General features: G+C 59.7%; 16 protein-coding genes and 2 pseudogenes. 11 read left to right on the top strand and 7 right to left on the bottom strand.

The window, feature by feature from the left end; translation table 11 throughout:
• Window positions 1–125: 125 nt before the first annotated feature.
• Together HUTA_RS05255 and HUTA_RS05260 are read right to left on the bottom strand one after the other, a co-directional pair.
• Window positions 126–947: an IS5-like element ISHut1 family transposase gene (locus HUTA_RS05255; protein WP_015788832.1), complete on the bottom strand. Its 822-nt coding sequence runs from the start codon at window positions 945–947 to the stop codon at window positions 126–128.
• A gap of 277 nt (window positions 948–1,224) precedes the next feature.
• Window positions 1,225–2,208, bottom strand: coding sequence for an SDR family oxidoreductase (locus tag HUTA_RS05260; RefSeq protein ID WP_015788833.1), 984 nt, complete (start codon window positions 2,206–2,208; stop codon window positions 1,225–1,227).
• A gap of 84 nt (window positions 2,209–2,292) precedes the next feature.
• Between HUTA_RS05260 and HUTA_RS15230 the strand changes: the two are divergent.
• Window positions 2,293–2,439: pseudogene (locus HUTA_RS15230) on the top strand (UDP-glucose/GDP-mannose dehydrogenase family protein); the annotation flags it as partial.
• 172 nt (window positions 2,440–2,611) lie between these two features.
• On the opposite strand, the gene HUTA_RS05265 reads toward HUTA_RS15230, so the two are convergent.
• Together HUTA_RS05265 and HUTA_RS05270 are read right to left on the bottom strand one after the other, a co-directional pair.
• Entirely contained in the window at window positions 2,612–3,817 is a 1,206-nt protein-coding gene (locus HUTA_RS05265; RefSeq protein WP_015788834.1) for a Cdc6/Cdc18 family protein, read from the bottom strand.
• Between the two features lie 711 nt (window positions 3,818–4,528).
• The gene (locus tag HUTA_RS05270; protein ID WP_015788835.1) at window positions 4,529–5,044 is read right to left on the bottom strand and encodes a winged helix-turn-helix domain-containing protein; all 516 of its coding nucleotides are present in this window, start codon (window positions 5,042–5,044) and stop codon (window positions 4,529–4,531) included.
• Window positions 5,045–5,379: 335 nt separating this feature from the next.
• Here HUTA_RS05270 and HUTA_RS05275 point away from each other — a divergent pair, with 335 nt between their 5' ends.
• From HUTA_RS05275 to HUTA_RS05290, 4 genes and pseudogenes are all read left to right on the top strand, one after another.
• Complete coding sequence (locus tag HUTA_RS05275; RefSeq protein ID WP_015788836.1) at window positions 5,380–5,685, top strand: winged helix-turn-helix domain-containing protein; 306 nt, start codon at window positions 5,380–5,382, stop codon at window positions 5,683–5,685.
• A gap of 62 nt (window positions 5,686–5,747) precedes the next feature.
• On the top strand, window positions 5,748–5,936 hold the full coding sequence (locus HUTA_RS05280; RefSeq protein ID WP_015788837.1) for a hypothetical protein: 189 nt from the start codon (window positions 5,748–5,750) through the stop codon (window positions 5,934–5,936).
• 221 nt (window positions 5,937–6,157) lie between these two features.
• Window positions 6,158–6,451, top strand: a pseudogene (locus tag HUTA_RS14975) (GDP-mannose 4,6-dehydratase); the annotation flags it as partial.
• Window positions 6,452–6,566: 115 nt separating this feature from the next.
• Entirely contained in the window at window positions 6,567–7,976 is a 1,410-nt protein-coding gene (locus HUTA_RS05290) for an ATP-binding protein (protein WP_015788838.1), read from the top strand.
• Between the two features lie 392 nt (window positions 7,977–8,368).
• Here the strand turns inward: HUTA_RS05290 and HUTA_RS15530 are convergent, their stop codons facing one another.
• On the bottom strand, window positions 8,369–8,509 hold the full coding sequence (locus HUTA_RS15530; RefSeq protein ID WP_015788839.1) for a hypothetical protein: 141 nt from the start codon (window positions 8,507–8,509) through the stop codon (window positions 8,369–8,371).
• Window positions 8,510–8,638: 129 nt separating this feature from the next.
• Between HUTA_RS15530 and HUTA_RS05295 the strand changes: the two genes are divergently transcribed.
• The 3 genes from HUTA_RS05295 to HUTA_RS05305 are packed head-to-tail and all read left to right on the top strand — an operon-like array spanning window position 8,639 to window position 11,410.
• The gene (locus HUTA_RS05295) at window positions 8,639–10,081 is read left to right on the top strand and encodes a DUF58 domain-containing protein (protein WP_049941202.1); all 1,443 of its coding nucleotides are present in this window, start codon (window positions 8,639–8,641) and stop codon (window positions 10,079–10,081) included.
• Entirely contained in the window at window positions 10,071–10,553 is a 483-nt protein-coding gene (locus tag HUTA_RS05300) for a hypothetical protein (RefSeq protein WP_015788841.1), read from the top strand. The genes HUTA_RS05295 and HUTA_RS05300 overlap by 11 nt, the downstream gene beginning before the upstream one ends.
• On the top strand, window positions 10,550–11,410 hold the full coding sequence (locus HUTA_RS05305; RefSeq protein ID WP_015788842.1) for a hypothetical protein: 861 nt from the start codon (window positions 10,550–10,552) through the stop codon (window positions 11,408–11,410). Before HUTA_RS05300 ends, HUTA_RS05305 begins: the two co-directional genes overlap by 4 nt.
• Window positions 11,411–11,433: 23 nt before the next feature.
• Here HUTA_RS05305 and HUTA_RS05310 read toward each other — a convergent pair whose 3' ends face one another.
• Entirely contained in the window at window positions 11,434–11,991 is a 558-nt protein-coding gene (locus HUTA_RS05310; protein ID WP_015788843.1) for a metal-dependent hydrolase, read from the bottom strand.
• 176 nt (window positions 11,992–12,167) lie between these two features.
• Here HUTA_RS05310 and HUTA_RS05315 point away from each other — a divergent pair, with 176 nt between their 5' ends.
• Window positions 12,168–12,443 (top strand): hypothetical protein, encoded by a 276-nt coding sequence (locus HUTA_RS05315; RefSeq protein ID WP_049941205.1) that lies wholly within the window; start codon window positions 12,168–12,170, stop codon window positions 12,441–12,443.
• Window positions 12,443–13,519, top strand: a complete 1,077-nt coding sequence (locus tag HUTA_RS05320) for a DUF4350 domain-containing protein (RefSeq protein WP_015788845.1) — start codon at window positions 12,443–12,445, stop codon at window positions 13,517–13,519. The genes HUTA_RS05315 and HUTA_RS05320 overlap by 1 nt, the downstream gene beginning before the upstream one ends.
• Window positions 13,520–13,534: 15 nt before the next feature.
• Here HUTA_RS05320 and HUTA_RS05325 read toward each other — a convergent pair whose 3' ends face one another.
• The gene (locus HUTA_RS05325; RefSeq protein ID WP_015788846.1) at window positions 13,535–15,715 is read right to left on the bottom strand and encodes a DUF4129 domain-containing protein; all 2,181 of its coding nucleotides are present in this window, start codon (window positions 15,713–15,715) and stop codon (window positions 13,535–13,537) included.
• A 110-nt stretch (window positions 15,716–15,825) separates the two neighbouring features.
• On the opposite strand from HUTA_RS05325, the gene HUTA_RS05330 reads away from it, so the two are divergent.
• Window positions 15,826–16,821 carry an AAA family ATPase gene (locus tag HUTA_RS05330; RefSeq protein WP_015788847.1) on the top strand — a complete coding sequence of 332 codons (996 nt, stop codon included), beginning with the start codon at window positions 15,826–15,828 and terminating at the stop codon, window positions 16,819–16,821.
• Window position 16,822 lies beyond the last annotated feature (1 nt).

Consider the following 16,822-nt stretch of genomic DNA (forward strand, 5'->3'; position numbering starts at 1 on the left):
CGTATTGTCCATTCAAGTCAATTTCCTATAAGAACATAACGACAGGTCATCGGGGCTGGGCCAGCGCAAAAGGGGCTGTTAGTCCAAAATGAGGGCTCTGTAGTTTCGGTACACGGCGGTTGATTTCACGGATATCTCACGCTTCGGCGAAGGTTGTAGACGGTCGCTTTCAACAGCATTTCACGGAATTCCAGCCACCAGCTGCGCGCACGCACGGCAGCGCCGAGCGTGCGCTTGATCGAGGAGAAGACGGTTTCTGACATGGAGCGCTGATGATACCGATCACCGTCCATGCGGGCGTTATGCGCGTGATCGAGCGGGTTCATGATCCTGTGCTTGATCAGCGGTCTGATACCGTTCTCACGGAGTTCGTCGCGGAAGGTTTTCGCGTCATAGCCTCGGTCAGCAGCGAGGCTCCGCAGGTCGCCGGCGTTGCGCCGGGCGACCTGCGGGCCGATCTTCGCATCGTGTTTCTTCGAGGTCGTCGAGTGGATGTCGGTGATGTACAGCGTTTCGACATCCACGAGAGCAGTGACTTTCAGCGCTCGAACGCGGTAGTTCGTGCGGTTGGCGTAGTGACGGCTCGGCTGATCGCGGTCGAAGCCAGTCGAATCGATAGCAGCGTGGCCAGTGCGTTTCTCGGCTGACGCGCCGAGAAACGCACGCCACGTTGTAGTCGGAATCCGGGCAAACCACGTGCGGAGAACCGTGTAGTGAGGCAGTCGCGTGAGGCCGATTTCTTCGAGGACGCCTGGCATCTCGCTGAGCAAATCCACCGCGGCGCGGTAGGATTTGCCCAGCTCGATGCGGAGTGCATGCAGCGTGAGCATCGCCCACTCGGCGAACCCGCCACCCCCTTCGGGGTCGGCGGGTTCGTCCGGGTTAGCGACAACTGATTTAGCCTTAGCGACCGTAACACGGGTGAAGAGACGGAATTCCGAAGTCACAATACTCCGTCTCTTCGCTTTCTACGGCAATAACGCAGTCGCTGCTGTCGCGTCTAGCGAAACTACAGAGCCAAAATGAGAGTAATTATGTCGTATGAATGGATTGGTTCCCGGAGGACTGTGTTCCTTGCGCTCTGCCTACGACTCGTCGTTGCAATCACCAACTACGGGCGAGGAAGCGAACCGGGCTGTGAGAGGCTATGAGATGGATTCTATGACTGGCGTAACAAATATACAAATATTAATATAGCGACAAAATGTCTGGTGGTCTTATCCCTCATTTACGAACCAGCGATTCGTACCAGCCACGATTATCCTGATACCACCCAACGAACTCCTCGACACCCTCACGGATGGTGTGACTGGGCTCGTATCCGAGCAGTTCCCGAGCACGTGTAATATCCGAATGTGTATGCTCGGCATCGGCGTCGTGACGCTCCTCATACACTAGTTCCCGCTCTGGCGCGAGTTGATCCCGAATTTCCTCCGCAAGCGTCCGGATCTCGATGTTATCCGTCGATCCGATGTTCAGCACTTGACCGTCTGCAGCGTCGGTATCCAACAGCGAAATATTCGCGTCAACAACATCGTCGATATAGGTGAAATCACGGGTCTGAGTACCGTCGCCGTAGACGATCGGCGGTTCGCCGTTCATACACCGGGAAACGAAATTCGAGATAGCCATGTTCGGGCGCATCCGCGGCCCGTAAACTGTGAAGTACCGTAGCGCAACGGCCGACAGATCATACACCTGGCTATAGGCCATCGCGTAGCGCTCGGCAGCCAGTTTCGAAGCCCCATAGGGTGAAACTGGCGTCGTCGGATGGGTCTCTTCGTACGGCAGCGACCGCGGGATGCCGTAGACTGACGACGAGGAGGCCATAACGAACCGTTCGATGCCAGTGTCCCGACAGGCATCGAGCAGATTCAGCGTTCCATCAACGTTGACCTCGTCGTATTTCCGCGGATCTTCCACACTCGGTCGGACGCCAGCCTGGGCAGCCTGATGGTAGACGTAGTCGGCGTCGGTGACAAGCTCCGTCACGAGGTCGGCGTCCCTGACATCGCCTTCGATAAACTCGTAACTGCCGTCTCCAGCCTCCGCAGCTTCGCGAGCGATATCGATGTTGTGGCGCTTGATGTCCAGATCGTAAAAGGGATCGAGGTTGTCCAGAACGACGACATCGTGGCCATCAGTGACGAACTGTTCGGCGAGATGCCCGCCGATAAAGCCCGCGCCGCCGGTGACAAGAATATGCATGTCCGGAGATGTTACAGGAACGAACTAAAAGGCGTCGTATCGAAGGGCACCTCTCGATCGAGAATGATCACGTTAACATTGTGGGCAAGCGCGGCGCTGGTAGTCACCGATTGGGAGGACATCACCGCCCTCGACGAGGAGTTCGACGCGATGGCGACGCCGGTCGTCATCGACGGCCGCCATGCGATCGATCGTCGCAATGGCATCGTCTACGAAGGCCTGACTTGGTAGTCCCACGTCCCGCCACAAGACGAAACAATCGACGAATACCTCGTGGACTCGAACCGAAAGTCGAAGGAAAATCAACCGGGGAGACACACCCGACAACGAGTGACGTTCGGACCATCGAGGCCCCAGACGCACACACCCCGCACCGAGTGAAAACAACACAATGCTGAACTCCTCAGTCACCCGCAGAATCGTCGAGCGCCTGGATCACGATTTCGGGCGCTCGTAGCAGTCGGTGTTCGAGATAGCTTCCTCCACCTTGACCGCCACCGGTATGGTTCGATTCGGTGATCCCCAGAAACGACTGCTCTTTCAGGAGCCGATAGACACGATCTTCGGATAGCGGATCGTTGCCGTCACGTTCGACGAGTTTCGTATAGAGCGTGTATATTCGGTGCGTTCGGAACCCTTCCTGTTCGGGGTTGTCTGTGGTGAGCAGGGCAAGCGCGTGTAGAATGTATTTTACGTGGGGCGTCGTTCCGCTGACCAGTTTCTCGAAGCGGTTGACCTCAGCTTGCCGAACAGCGTCATCGACGTGCTCGACTGAGACAGTCCGGGTCCCCTCTTTCTCCGCGAGTCGTCCCGCTTCGTACAGCGTATCGATCGCTTTTCGGGCGTCTCCGTGCTCTTTGGCGGCAAGTGCAGCAACCTTTGGAATGACGCCCTGTTCTAATACCCCATCTTCGAAGGCGTCCGTTCGATGCTCCAGAATCTCTTTGAGCTGTCCGGCGTCGTACGGGTCGAACACCAACTCGTTGTCCTGTAAGCTAGAGTCGATGCGCTCGTTGAGGCGTTCGCGGAACTCGATCTTGTTGCTAATACACATCGCGCCGATATGCGAATCGGACTTGCCGCTCTCACGAGCCCGTGAGAGGCTCCGAAGGAGTTCATCGTCGTCCAGTTTGTCGATCTCATCGAGGATGACGACGAAGGAGTCAACATCATACTCCGCAAGTAACTCCCAGGCGATGTCGCGATAATCAGATGCAGCGATGCCAACCCGCGGAATATCGTGACCAGCGCCGAGATTCGACGCAAGCTCGGTAGCCATCTCCCTGCTGGCTTTGGCAGCAGTCTGGTAATCCGAACAGTCAACGTAGGCGTGCTGAAACGACACGTTGTGTTTCCGTGCTTCGTCGTGAGCCCGCCGGGAGACACACCGCGTAACGAGTGACTTCCCCGTCCCCGTTTTTCCGTAGACGATCGTTGTTTCGGGTGGCCCACCGGCGGTCGCGGGCCCGAGTGCTCGTCCGATCGCCGCGACTTCATCGTCCCGGCCAACGACTCGTTCAAGCTGTGGTACGTGACCAACCCGCACGAGTTCTCGGTTCGCAAAGATATCCCCTGTCTCGAAGATATTTGTTGCGTCTTCTTCAGTCATCAATATTGGACAATACAAAGTCATTATATTTTAATCTATCGACCTCGTACCGAGTGTATACACAGATAAGACGAATACTCCATAAATCAAAGAGCATCAAATCCATTTATATTCAATATTTGTTGGTACACACACCAAGTAACGAGTGAAAGCACAGGAAAACTCACTCAGAGACAGAGTAAAATATCGCTGCCGACGCCACCGACGCTGGACCGGTTCGAGACACAGTGCTTCACTCGGTGCGAGGTGTGGGAGTACCGCTCCAGCCATACCGACGCTGCAGGCTTTCACTCGGTGTGAGGTGTGTCTCACCGCGCCGGCTCTTCCTCAATCATCACGGGAGTTCGACGACTGGCTTCCCGACCCTTCGCGTAATGTCCACTGGTCACACGAAGGTAATCTCAGGGCCTTCCTCAGTAACTCGACCGAGGATGTCGTTGCAGTATTTGGCTTCTCGCCGAGAGAGTGATTTACTCAGTCTGTAACTTGGATCTGTTCGTCCGAATTTCCATGTGTTGATATTTGTATCATCGTGACTTGTGCTGGATCACCAGTCACCTCGGCATACTCTTGTGGCGAGATCCGGAAGACAGTATCTCGCTGACGGGCTTCACGAGCGAGGGCCTGGAACCGTGCACCGCCTCGCCGGCCGCAACTGATAAGAACTGACGAATCAATGAATACGACGTCTCGATTGGGGGCCATTCCGATTCAATCCTCGATGATCGGGCGGAGTGCGTCAAGAATGACGCCTGCTTCCAGTGGAGAGAGTGCTTGTTCACGAGCCATGATGTGATGCGTCACAGCGCCGTCGGCGTACTCGTGAGCGTATTCGAGTGCGACGGCGAGTCCATCAAGTCCATGTCGATCGATGTACGTATCGATGTCGTCGTCCCGTATCCGACGGGCAACCGCCTCGACTAACGCCACTGTGATTCGTTGTTCGGCATCGCCTGCAACCAATTGGAGGTCGATCTCGTGAGCTGTATATTCCGCCGGTCGTCCGTCGTTGGACTGCTCGAGTAAGTCCGCGGCTTCGAGGTCGTCGATATAGTCGTAGACAGTACGCTGTGGGAGCTCAAGCGTTTCGACGATCTCCTGGACCGTCGTCGCCGAGTGATGGTGAACATAGGTGTAGATCCATGCCTTGCGAGGGCTTCTGAGAAGCTCGAACGCCTCGCCACCCATATCAAGTGGCGCATCCCAGTCTGCATCGCTTGTCGCCATCTATAGTAGCGAATTGCATACAAACTGCAATAAGTCTTGTTGAGCTGGAGTTGTCACGGACTCGTTCCCGCTGCCGGCAGCGTGAACGCTTTCACCCCGGGCTCGGCCAGCACTAGGCGGTGGCATTGTCGATCAGGTCCGACTGGACGCCCAGCCGACCCGTCAGGCGACACTCCGCGGTGCCGAGCGTCGGCGTCGCGATCCCCGCGGGCACACAGTCGAAACAGTAACTCCGGCAAAAAGACTTACATGTGGTGTCCAATAGATTCAACACTCTCTGGTCCCAGCACCTGTGTATAGCAAGCCGACAAACGCGTTCAGAATCTGACGAAAACATGACGGATCTCCGTGATGAGTATCCAAGCGGCTGGCGTATCTTGACTCAACATAGCAGCGTCGGCTACATGATCGATGCCCTGATGGACGCCCCTGAGTATCACTTCAGCAAGTCCGAACTCGCGGACCTGGCTGGGGTGAGTAGACAGTCCGTTCATACCCATCTCCCATTGCTTCGCCGGCTCGACATCGTGCGGGTCGTCGATGACTCCTCCCCGGAGGAGTACACGCTCAACTCCGGTGACGAGTTCGTCAGAGAACTCCATCGGCTGAACGGACTGGTAAATGCGAAGCTCGATGCCTGAGCATGGATGGGACGGCTCGGATCGTCTGGAAGCTGGCCAGGAATCACACGTAGGGCACGCCAATGGATGCCGAGACGGTGATCCGTTTGGCTGCGACTGACGAGGACCACGACGAAATGAGACGCCATCTCGAAGCAGTACTGGAACTGCCATTTGTCTCCCGTGGTCCGGACGGTATGTTCATCTCCAATGAACAGGACGCACATATCGAAGCCGCGAACTGGAGCTGTTGGATTTTGATTTGGTTATGACATCCTCCCCGTCGTTCACGACGGGGTTTCCTCCGTGAGAGTCTCAGCCGGTCTAGGACTCGCCGAAGGCAACATTCCCGCCACGGTGGACGGTACTCGGGTCTGTGCGCTGTTCTTTGGGACGGTGAGAGCGTGGTAACTCCGACCATTCGTGGTCGTCCCACTCGAACCGTGCTTGAAAACGCTGCGCGTTTTCAGCATCCCGGAAACCGTCGGTTTCCGAGGACACGGGCCGCGCCATCGATCTCGTCCTTCGGGACGGAAACATCGGCGAGATTCACAACTTCGGTTCGGGCGAGGAACGGACGAACCGCGAAGTCACCGAAGCGATTCTCGAGGCCGTCGACGCAGACGCAGACCAGATCACGTTCGTCGAGGACCGGCCGGGACACGACCAGCGCTACGCACTCGACACCACGAAGATCGAGGCACTCGGCTGGGAACCACACTACACCTTCGAAGAAGAACTCGAGCGGGCCGTCGCGTACTATTGTGATGCCTCTCCCGAAGCTTGAACCCGGAACGAAGAGGCATCTCAAACTCTGCAAACTGTGTTCAGACAAATCGTGTTCAGACAAATCGTATTTAGCCATCGGAATATTTATGGATTCGTCGAGTTGATACTCGTGCATGCCCCCCTCATTCGTCAATCGTTCGGAAGAGCTGTCGCGGATTCAGCGGGCTTACGGGAGTGATTCCGCTGAGTTCATCGTCATCCTGGGACGCCGGCGGATTGGAAAGTCAGCGCTTGTCCGCGAATCAATCCCCGACGAGAATACCGTCTACTACCAAGCCACACGGGATACCGCCGCGGTTCAGCTCTCCGACTTCATCCGGGAAGCGCAAGCGTCGTATCCCGGGAGTGAGCGGATTCGAGAAGATTGGGAAGCGCTACTCGGGTATCTCGGCGATCAGAACGCCACGGTCATCATCGACGAGTGGCCGTTCCTCGTCGAAGCGGATGGGAGCGTTCCGACGAAATTCCAGCGCGTGTGGGATACGGAACTCCAGGACACGGAGATGACGCTTGTCTTAGTCGGGTCAGCGATCAGCATCATGACGAACAAGATCACGGAGCAGGATGCCCCGCTGTACAATCGGGACACGGTTCGATTGGATCTCACACCGCTATCGCTCGGTGATGCGGCCCCGTACTACCCTGCCACGGCGGACGAACCGATCGAAGTCCTCGAAAGCTGGAGTATCTTTGGCGGCACACCGTTCTATCTCCAGCTCATCTCGCCCGATGAGTCGCTTGCCACGAACGTAAATCGGCATATTATCAGTCAACACGGGCGGCTGCACGGTGAGCCCGAGACGATTCTTCAAACGGAGAGTGTGCGGAAACCGGAGCGATATATGAGTATTCTTCGGGCGCTCGCCGATGGGAAGCGCGAAACGGGCGAGATCGCCGACTACGCTGGATTTGATGACTCGCGGGGGGTCTGGCAGTATACCGAGCGACTGAAACAACTCCGGGTGATCGAGGAAGACCAGCCGGTTACAGAGGAGACATCGAGTCCGAAACGGTATCGGATTCAGGAACCGTTGTTCCGGTTCTGGTTCCGGTTCCTCTACGGGAAGAACCCGCAGCACATCACCGCTGACGATCCGTTCACGGAGCAGATTCGTCCGGAGTTTCCGGCCTACGTTGGCCGTGTCTTCGAGGGCGTGTGCCGAGACGCACTCCCGGTACTGTTCCCGGAGGCGTCGTTCAGTCGCATCGGTGGGTGGTGGGACTCGGAGGGTGAACTGGATGTCGTTGGGCTCGACCACACTGGGCGCATCATCGGTGGTGAGTCGAAGTTCACTGCGAGTCCGATGCATCCGGGACACCTGGACGACGTCGAAACGCGAACGGAGCGTATTGAGTGGACACCGCCGAACGAACCGGAAGTAACCCGACAGTACTGTCTGTTTAGTCAGTCCGGCTTCACCGATGCACTGGAAGAAACCGCGCAAACCCGGGACGACGTGCAGCTGTTTTCGGTAGCGGACGTTGTGACTGCCCTCACGGACTCAAGTGGGTCATTTTTCTGAGGGCTATGCGACCTCCCGTGAACGTTTCGTGTCGTTCGTACCTTGACGGACACTACAATCACAACGATGTGTAAGCTAACCCACGGCTAAAGCCGTGGGCGTTCAGCGTGGCCTCCTGCTCTGGCCGAATTCTCGGCAGGAGGCTCATACTCTCCATTCACGTTCAGCGTCCCGCGATCTGCTCACGGGCGCTACACGCCCGTTCGCATGGTCCGAGGGATGTTGAACGTGAGCGGGGAGTACGTTCCCCCTGCCGCTGCTGAGGCATAGAACGGGAGTCCACGCGAAAGCTCTAGTGCAGGCTCACAGCCTGCACGTCGTCAGACCTCGTCTGACGGAACCCTCAACGAGCGAGTGGGGCCATTGCCCCCGAGCGAAGTAGGTAGGGTAGTTTACGGGAGTTCCTCGTCGAGAGTCTCGCGGTCTGCATCGTCATCAGCCTCGAAGTCGGCTTCAAGCGCGTCAGTGTCCCAGGCATCGCTGGCGTCCTGGACATCGTCCGCGAACTCAAGCAGGCCGTACCCGCCGACCATCCGTTCGAGCGCGTGGCTAAACGACTCACCCTCGCGTTTTTCGTGAGCAGGCCGAGGGCTTTCGACGTAGAACAGATCGATAGCCCAGACACCAACACCTTCAATGTCGTCTCCGACAACGCCTGTATAATGCGAGCCACGCGTCGATTCTGGGCCAGCAGTGCGACGATCCTCGCCCTCGCAGGGCTGGCACTCCTCTACACCGCCCCCACACTCCTTGCAGGCGTCGTCCTCCTCTCGGCGTGGCTGCTGACCGAACAGTTTCGCTTCGCCCGCCGTGCAGCCCACACGATCGACACAACGACAATCACACAAACACTCCCACAGCAACGCGTCGCCGTCGAATCGTCGACAACAGTCACACTCACCGTGCAGCGAGAGTCCACAGCGCTGGACATGGAGATCATCCCACAAGTACCAACCGGCGCACGCGGTACCCCACAACCACTTACCCTGGACCCGACCGACCACGACGCAGAGACGACCGACGACCTCTCCTGGCCGATCGCCGGCGCGTTCACCCTTCCGAAACCCACCATCACACTCCGCGACCGGTTTGGCCTCTTCGAAGAGACGCTTACGCTCGGGACCACACCCGACCTCGTCGTCGAGCCACATGCCCCCCGGAACCTCCATGTCGGGGCCGGTGGCGACGAGATCGCCGCGACCTACGGCAGCCATAGTGCCCAGCGCGGCGGCAGCGGCCTCGACCCGGCGGAACTCCGCAAGTACGTGCCTGGCGATCCCTCGAACCAGATCGACTGGAAGGCGACAGCCAGACTCAACGAGACGTACGTCCGGGAGTTCGAGGCCCAGACCGATCGCGAGACGATGCTGGTCGTCGATCATCGCGACTCGCTCGCTGACGGCGACGAGGGCCAGACGAAGTTCGCGTACCTGCGGGAGGTGCTGCTGGCGATGACCGACGTCGCCGAGGGCCTCGACGATCCACTCGGGATCACGGCGATCGACGACGACGGAATTACCGCACAAATCGACCCATCCCAGACACGCAATCAGTACGAATCAGTCCGGACTCGACTGCACGAACTCACGCCGACAGGGAGCCAGTCCCACGGCGATCAGAGACAGCAGACCGCCACACAGGCGACACGAGCGAATACAGTCGGGACGGTGCTACAGGGTGACACGACAGAGTACGGAACGACACTGCAGCCGTATTACGCCTCACGCAAAACCCACGTCGAACGTGTCACCGACGAGCCGTTGTTCCACGCAGTCAATCAGCTGAGCGACAGCGAACCAACGCGGCTCCTCGTCGTCGCAACTGATGACACACACCGACGGGAACTCCAGGAGGCGGTGAAGCTCGCGGTCCAGCGCGGCAACCAGGTTGTTGCCTTTTTGACTCCGAACGCTCTCTTCGAGAGGTACGCACTCGCAGATATGGAGGCGACCTACGAAGCATACGTGTCCTTCGAAGAGTTTCGTCGTACACTCGATCGGCTCCCACGCACGCGGGTCTTCGAGGTTGGGCCAGGTGATCGGATCGACGCCGCATTGCGTGCCGGCCGCACACGACGCGGCGGGGAGGTGGCCCATGAGTCATAGCGACACTGTCAGGGCCGCCATCTCCAGGCCCACGAGACGCCTCGCCGCATTCGGTTGGCTCGCCACTGGCCTGGTACTTGCGTCGAACAACCCCATGATTGCGGTAGCCACGCTCGGTGTGGGCCTGTTGCTCTGGACACGTGAGACACGAATCGGGGCGGTTGCACTCACGCAAGTCGGTGCCGGCATCGTCGCCCCGAACGCCCCACTCGCCGTGATTGCGATCCTCGAGATCGGTCCGACACTCCTCGTGCTGGCACTCCTCGCCGAAGACGGGCTTTCGGTCCGCACAATCCGCTCGGGACTCGCCGTTCTCCTCGTTCTCTCGGGTACGGCGCTGGCGACGTTCGTCTGGGGCGAATCCCTCGCCGCCGCAACCGGGGTGGTCGTGCTGGTCGTTGCACTGGGCAGTTACGCGATCCATCGGTACGAACTCGTTGCACTCGGACTAGCTGACGGTGAAATGGCATGAGTATGGATACACTTGCGGACGCGACAGCATCGAACAGGGGAGCGGAGGAGCAAGAGATAGATGCGGGCGTGGTCGGTGAGGCCGAACTCGCAGTCCTCCGAACCGAAAACGAGCGCCTTCGCGATCAGTTCCGACAGGCCAAGCGGACCACGTACCGTCGAACGATGGTTGCATTTCTCGTTGTGGGCCTGCTCTCGTTCGGTGGCGCTTTGCTGTTCCCGGACGTCCGCACGGTTCTGGTCACGCTTGGCGGGACAGGTCTCTTCGCCGCGATTCTCACGTGGTTCATCACGCCCGAGACATTCCACGCCGCCAGCGTCAGCGAGCAGATCTTCGACGCCACGGCGAACAATGGGGCCGCGATGGTCGAGGAACTTGGGCTTCAGGAGACACGACTCTACGTACCCGTCGGAGAGCGTGACGCCAGGCTGTACGTTCCGGCACACCGCAACTATACTATCCCCGACGAACAGGCCCTCAACTCACTGTTCGTCGTCACTGGTGACCAGCGGGAACGCGGTGTGTCGCTCCATCCAACGGGGGGATCACTGTACGCGGAGTTCGAAACGGTCACGACCGCCGCAAACAACCCCGAACAATTCTCGGCCCAGTTGGCCGATGCAATCGTCGAACAGTTCGGACTAGCCCGAAGCGTCGAGACAACGGTAATTCCGGCGGACAACGAAGCGCGATTCGAGATCACTGGCAGTACGTGTGGAACCGTCCAGGCGTTCGATCAGCCGATCGTGTCCTTCCTTGCAACGGGGCTCGCACGACACGTCGGCGAACCAGTCCGAGTCGAGGTTCCCGACGCCGACGACGGGATCGTTCGTTGTGTCTGGGGCGAGATCGCGTGAGAGTTGCGATCCTGTCGGCGAAGCTAGGTCATCTTCCGGAGCCGTCGGAACCAGAGGGAACGGCCACCTGATCTGACCCGTAAGATCACCCAGACGGCAATCGCGAGTCCAACGAGTGCAAACTCGAACAGAACCGTGCCGGTCGGTTCGAACTGCTGGAAGTGCGCGATGAAGCTCTGTTCGGTCTCGTATGCCGGCGGTGCCAACACCGGCCAGGCCAGATACGAGAGATCCGAGTACATACCGTCGAGGAACGCATGGAGGCCGTCACCGAGGACGTGAGTGACGTGACCCAGTGCGAACCCGAGAGTCGCCACCAGGTACGAGCGACGGGGACGGGCCCGATATGCGATCAGGAGCGCGCCCAACAGAACGGGGCCGGTCGTGACCAGTGAATGAGCGAGTGACCGGCCAGACGGCAACAGCGGGACTGTCCAGGCTAGGGGTTTGTCGATCAGGTCAGGGAACTGCGTGCCGAGCAACACGGCCAGGACCGGCAGGCCGTACCGGCGATCGCCCGTGATCGTCGCGATCCCGACGTAGCAGAGATAGCCGACAGCTGCGTGTCCCCACGGCCACATTACGGGGAGGACAGTGACCCGAACGGAAATGTCTTCGTTTCCGGGGGCAGGGGAAGCAAACGCTGGACGAAAAATACTGAAAGCCCCGATAGACCGTTATCGAACAATGGACCGGTTGACAACCACCCGAGTGGATCCCGATACTTTCTAACCCGTCGCACCACGCTGATGGGATAGTGACAACGCGACGCCGCCAGCAGTACGTCGTCGGCGTGCTCGCCTGGGCGTTGAGCGCCCTGCTCGTTCTCGTCGTACTGCAGTCCCTCTCCTATGAGCTGTACTTCGTCCTCACGCTGATCGGCGTCCTCGTCGTGACGGAGCTGACGGCCCCGTTCAACCTCACGCCGCGGTGGCGATCCCGGCTGAAGTGGGTGATACTGGCCGGCCTCGTCGTCTTTGCGTACGTCGTCGTCAGGCGAATCCTGTCGATACTCCCGGAGGGGGTGTTCTGATGAGAGATTTGCGTGACGTCACGGTTCCGGAAGCCGTTCTCGTAGCTATAACGATCGCGGTGGCTGGGGCGATACTGTTCGGTGCCGCGACGTCGGCGACGGCCTTCGGCGCGTTCAATTACGGCTGGGACGGAACGGCTGATCTCCGGACGGTCGCCGGCGAAACGACCGACAGTGCCGTCCTCGAGAACGCGAGCGCGTACGACCGACTGGCAGGCAACGGGACGCTTGCTGTCGTCCTCGGCCCGAGCGAACCATACACCCCCGCAGAGCTCGAACGCATCGAGACGTTCCTGAGAGGTGGCGGAACCCTGCTCGTCGGCGGGGATTTCGGGGCCGGTGCGAACGAGTTGCTGGCTGGGATCGACGCCACGGCCAGAATCGACGGGCGATTGCTCCGTGACGAGCGAAATTACGGCCGCTCGCCGGCCTTCCCGCTGGCGACGAACGTCAACGGAACTGTGGGAGTCGACGAACTCGCCCTGAACTATCCCTCCGCGGTCGTGACGCCGAACGGCACGAACGCGACCGTGATGGCGTCCACCTCGCCATATGCCTACGCCGACGAGAATCGCAACGGCGAACTCGACGACGCGGAGTCGATGCGGGCGTACCCGATCCTCACCCGGGAATCAGTCGGGAACGGAACCGTTCTGACGCTCAGCGATCCGAGCGTGTTCATCAACTCCATGCTCGACCGGGGCGACAACCGGGCGTTCGCACAGACGCTGTTCGGTGATGCCCAACGAGTACGGTTCGATTACACCCACTCCGGCGGGATCCCGCCGCTCGTCCGACTGCTGAAACTGATCCGGTCGGGCCCACTCACGCAGTTCCTGTTCGGAACACTGCTCGTCGGTGGCATCGTCGTCATGGCCAGATACGGGCGGGCCATACGCAACCGGTTCAGTCGCCGGGCACCGGCAGCTGAGGATGTGGCGCTGACCGAGGCCGAGATCGTCGACCTCGTCTCGAAGCAGCATCCGGACTGGGATCACGATCGCGTCACCCGGATCGCCACACAGCTCGCGACGCGTCGATCCGGCGACAGGGACACGAGCAGCGACGATTCCTGATCGTCGAAGCCACGGCTAGTCGTCTGCGGGGGCGTCTGCGTCCTCACCAAAGTCCTGCCGGACAGCTGCGATCATGTCTTCGATCCGATCCGTAGGGACGCTTTCCGGCGCGAACTTCGCCTGTTCGTACAGGGTCGTCACACGCTCGAAAACAGTCGCCTGCTCGGCGGACAGTGCGTCCCTGGCTGCACGATATCGTTCGCGTGGCGTCAGGTCGGGGCGTACATCCGCAGCGGCGTATCTGCTGACCACCTCATAGAGGGAGATGACGGCTGCGTCGGGCCAATCGTGTTCGATCGCCGCCTCGACATCGGCAAGGGTTGTTGCGGTCGGTTCTGGCGTCTGTGGCGTCTCTGTCCCGGATTGACCGGACTGTGTCGCTGTCGGCGTCGCCGACGGCGAACGACGACGCCAGAAATACCCGGCAATGAACAAGCCAGCGACCGAGACGACACCTGCTCCCACGACAATTGGATTCGTAAGGGCGTCCCACAGTGGGCTGCTTTGATCACCCGGTGCGTTCGGTCCGCCGGATTCACCCGGTGCGTTCGGTCCGCCGGATTCACCCGGTGTATTCGTCTCTTGCTTCAGTCGTTCGCCGACGGCACTCGCCCGGGATGGTTCCAGGTTCGAGGTCGGTTCGTCGTAGCGGGCAGTGATGGTCACCGACTGTCCGACCGTCGCACTCTCACTGTCGATCAACCCTGTAAAGACACCCGTCGCGTTCGTTCGGACGATGTCGACCACCGTCCCATCGACGCTGAGCCGGATCGGCTGGTCGGCGACCGGCACGCCATTGGCAGCGAGCAACTCGCCGTGAACGCGGATCGAACTGCCGTTGGTCGTCGCAAGCGAGAGGTCAGTCGGTGACGATTCGACGGTGACTGTTCGTGTCGCGCTCGATGCGGCGACTGCCCGGCTGTCGGTCCCGGCGCGGGCAGTGAGATCCACCGTCCCGTTTCGAACGGATGGCGGGAGCTGGACAGCCGATTCGAACCTACCCGATTCGGTCGTTCGACCGGTTGCGAGTGTCCGCCCGTCAAGCGTGATCGCCACTGGTACGTCACCGGCTGGACGTTCGGCCACGGTGACGTCGACGACGACTGACCGCTCCGCACCGAACGAGATCCGGTCGAAACTGTCGATAAACGCAACGCGAGGGTCGACCGACGAAATGTTCGTCGTGACTGTCGTCGTGGTTGGGAGATACACCGAGGCGTTGTCCGGCGTGGCTGAGACCGTGATGGTCTGATCGCCAGTTTCGAGGTCGATCGGCCGATGGGTCAGTCGGAAGCTCCCATTCGACGCCGTGGTCGTCTTCGAACCAGGACCAGGGACGGCGAGTGCGATCACACTGTCGCCGATCGCGGTTCCGTTCTCCGTCACATACTGCCCTTCGATCACGAGAGGGTCGTCGTAGGCCGCTGTCGGTGAGACTGACGTGATTCGGAGTTCCGTCCGGACGAGAGACTGCTCGACCACGGCTTCGACCTGGGAGAGTGTACGGTTCGTCGTGTTCAAAATAGCTTGCTGGCCATCTTCAAGTGAAGCTCCAGTGATATTCGAAAGCGTTTCGTATCTCTCAACGAGCGTTTGTCCGGTCTCGTTGATGTTCGAACCGAGACGTTCGAGTCGCTTTGCGAGTCGACGAGCCTGCACGGTGTTACCAGCTTCTTTGGCTTCCTGATACTCCTCATACAACTGCTCAAACTCACGGACTTGCTCAGAATATGTCTGTTGCGTCTGTTGGGTTTCGTTGAACGTCTTCGCGACCTGATCGTCCTGTTGGATATCAGTGTCGCCGGCGACATTGACGTATCGACCCAAATCGTTACCGAATCCCTCACCGAGAAGAGAGCGGGCTAGCTGATACTGCCCCTGACTCAGATTGATCGCACCACCTTCGAGCCGGCCCGCCATCGAACCAACGAGCCAGCGTTTGACGGCGCTCTGGGACCCATCTTCGGAGACGTTCTCCGGGTTGCGGTGATGGTCCGTCTGATTCGTACTTGTGCCGTTAGCCGAACCCTCGCCGGGAGATTGCTGTGCGATCGTCTCCGAGAGCGGGGATTGGTCCAGGACTGGGTGGGCTTCCGTGACTGGCCCGTCAGTTGCCCCGCCGACAGTGACAGCGACACCGCCGACGCCAACCAAGAGACAGCAGAGGACGGCGACCAACCGGGCGTGGGTACTCACATTCGGACAGACTAGTTCCGGAACCGTGTTTGTTTCGACCGCTCGTTCGGCGGTGAGCAGACGCCGAAAATGGCAAACATATTACTGTCGCCTCACCGCAGGTAGGCACAATGAGTGACGCGGAGGCAGTGTACGATGCGCTACGTGAGGAGATCGGGACCGTCCTCGTCGGCAACGAAGACATCGTCGAGCAGCTCACGGTCTCGCTGTTGACGCGTGGGCACGTCCTGCTCGAAGGGGTGCCCGGTGTGGCCAAGACGACGGCGGCGAACCTCTATGCGGAGGCGACCGGACTAACCTACAAGCGCATCCAGATGACGCCGGACATCCTCCCGGCGGACATCACAGGGACGCAAGTGTATCGCGAGCCCACCGGGGAGTTCGAACTCCAGCGCGGGCCGATCTTCGGGAACATCGTGGTCGCCGACGAGATCAACCGGGCGACGCCGAAGGCCCAGTCCGCGCTGCTGGAAGCGATGCAGGAGAACCACGTGACGATCGACGGCGAAACGCTCCCCTTACCGGATCCGTTCATGGTGATCGCGACGCAAAATCCCATCGAGATGGAGGGGACGTTCGAACTCCCGGAAGCCCAGCGCGATCGCTTCCAGTTCAAACTTATCGTGGAGACGCCGAACCAGGACGACGAACGACAGCTCCTGGATCGGTTCGACGCGGAACCGACGCTCGATGCCGATCGAATCCAGCAGGTCGTCGACGAGGAGCGTATCCGGTCGCTCCGTGACCAGGTAACCGAGCAGTACGTCGACGACAGCGTCAAGGAGTACATTCTGGGCATCGTCGAGGCGACCCGATCCTCACCGGACATCGACGTCGGGGCGTCACCGCGAGCGACGCTGACGTTGATGGACGCCGGGAAAGCTCGGGCGGCGATCCACGGCCGCGGGTACGTCATCCCCGACGACATCAAGCAACTCGCGAAGCCGGTCTTGCGACATCGGCTGATCCTCAGCACGGACGCCGAGTTGACTGATCGAAGCGCCGACGCGGTGATCGAGTCCATCCTTCAGTCCGTCCCGGCGACGGAACCGGACGACGCGAGCGCGCACCCACGAGAGGACGAAATACCGTCCTCGGCCGAGTAAT

Origin of the sequence: Halorhabdus utahensis DSM 12940, from assembly GCF_000023945.1 — an archaeon.
Taxonomy (GTDB): domain Archaea; phylum Halobacteriota; class Halobacteria; order Halobacteriales; family Haloarculaceae; genus Halorhabdus; species Halorhabdus utahensis.

Coding starts and splice junctions, on each gene's coding strand:
- HUTA_RS05260 (WP_015788833.1), bottom strand. CDS start 2,208: ATGCATATTCTTGTCACCGGCGGCGCGGGCTTTATCGGCGGGCATCTC.
- HUTA_RS05265 (WP_015788834.1), bottom strand. CDS start 3,817: ATGACTGAAGAAGACGCAACAAATATCTTCGAGACAGGGGATATCTTT.
- HUTA_RS05270 (WP_015788835.1), bottom strand. CDS start 5,044: ATGGCGACAAGCGATGCAGACTGGGATGCGCCACTTGATATGGGTGGC.
- HUTA_RS05275 (WP_015788836.1), top strand. CDS start 5,380: ATGACGGATCTCCGTGATGAGTATCCAAGCGGCTGGCGTATCTTGACT.
- HUTA_RS05280 (WP_015788837.1), top strand. CDS start 5,748: ATGGATGCCGAGACGGTGATCCGTTTGGCTGCGACTGACGAGGACCAC.
- HUTA_RS05290 (WP_015788838.1), top strand. CDS start 6,567: ATGCCCCCCTCATTCGTCAATCGTTCGGAAGAGCTGTCGCGGATTCAG.
- HUTA_RS15530 (WP_015788839.1), bottom strand. CDS start 8,509: ATGGTCGGCGGGTACGGCCTGCTTGAGTTCGCGGACGATGTCCAGGAC.
- HUTA_RS05295 (WP_049941202.1), top strand. CDS start 8,639: ATGCGAGCCACGCGTCGATTCTGGGCCAGCAGTGCGACGATCCTCGCC.
- HUTA_RS05300 (WP_015788841.1), top strand. CDS start 10,071: ATGAGTCATAGCGACACTGTCAGGGCCGCCATCTCCAGGCCCACGAGA.
- HUTA_RS05305 (WP_015788842.1), top strand. CDS start 10,550: ATGAGTATGGATACACTTGCGGACGCGACAGCATCGAACAGGGGAGCG.
- HUTA_RS05310 (WP_015788843.1), bottom strand. CDS start 11,991: ATGTGGCCGTGGGGACACGCAGCTGTCGGCTATCTCTGCTACGTCGGG.
- HUTA_RS05320 (WP_015788845.1), top strand. CDS start 12,443: ATGAGAGATTTGCGTGACGTCACGGTTCCGGAAGCCGTTCTCGTAGCT.
- HUTA_RS05330 (WP_015788847.1), top strand. CDS start 15,826: ATGAGTGACGCGGAGGCAGTGTACGATGCGCTACGTGAGGAGATCGGG.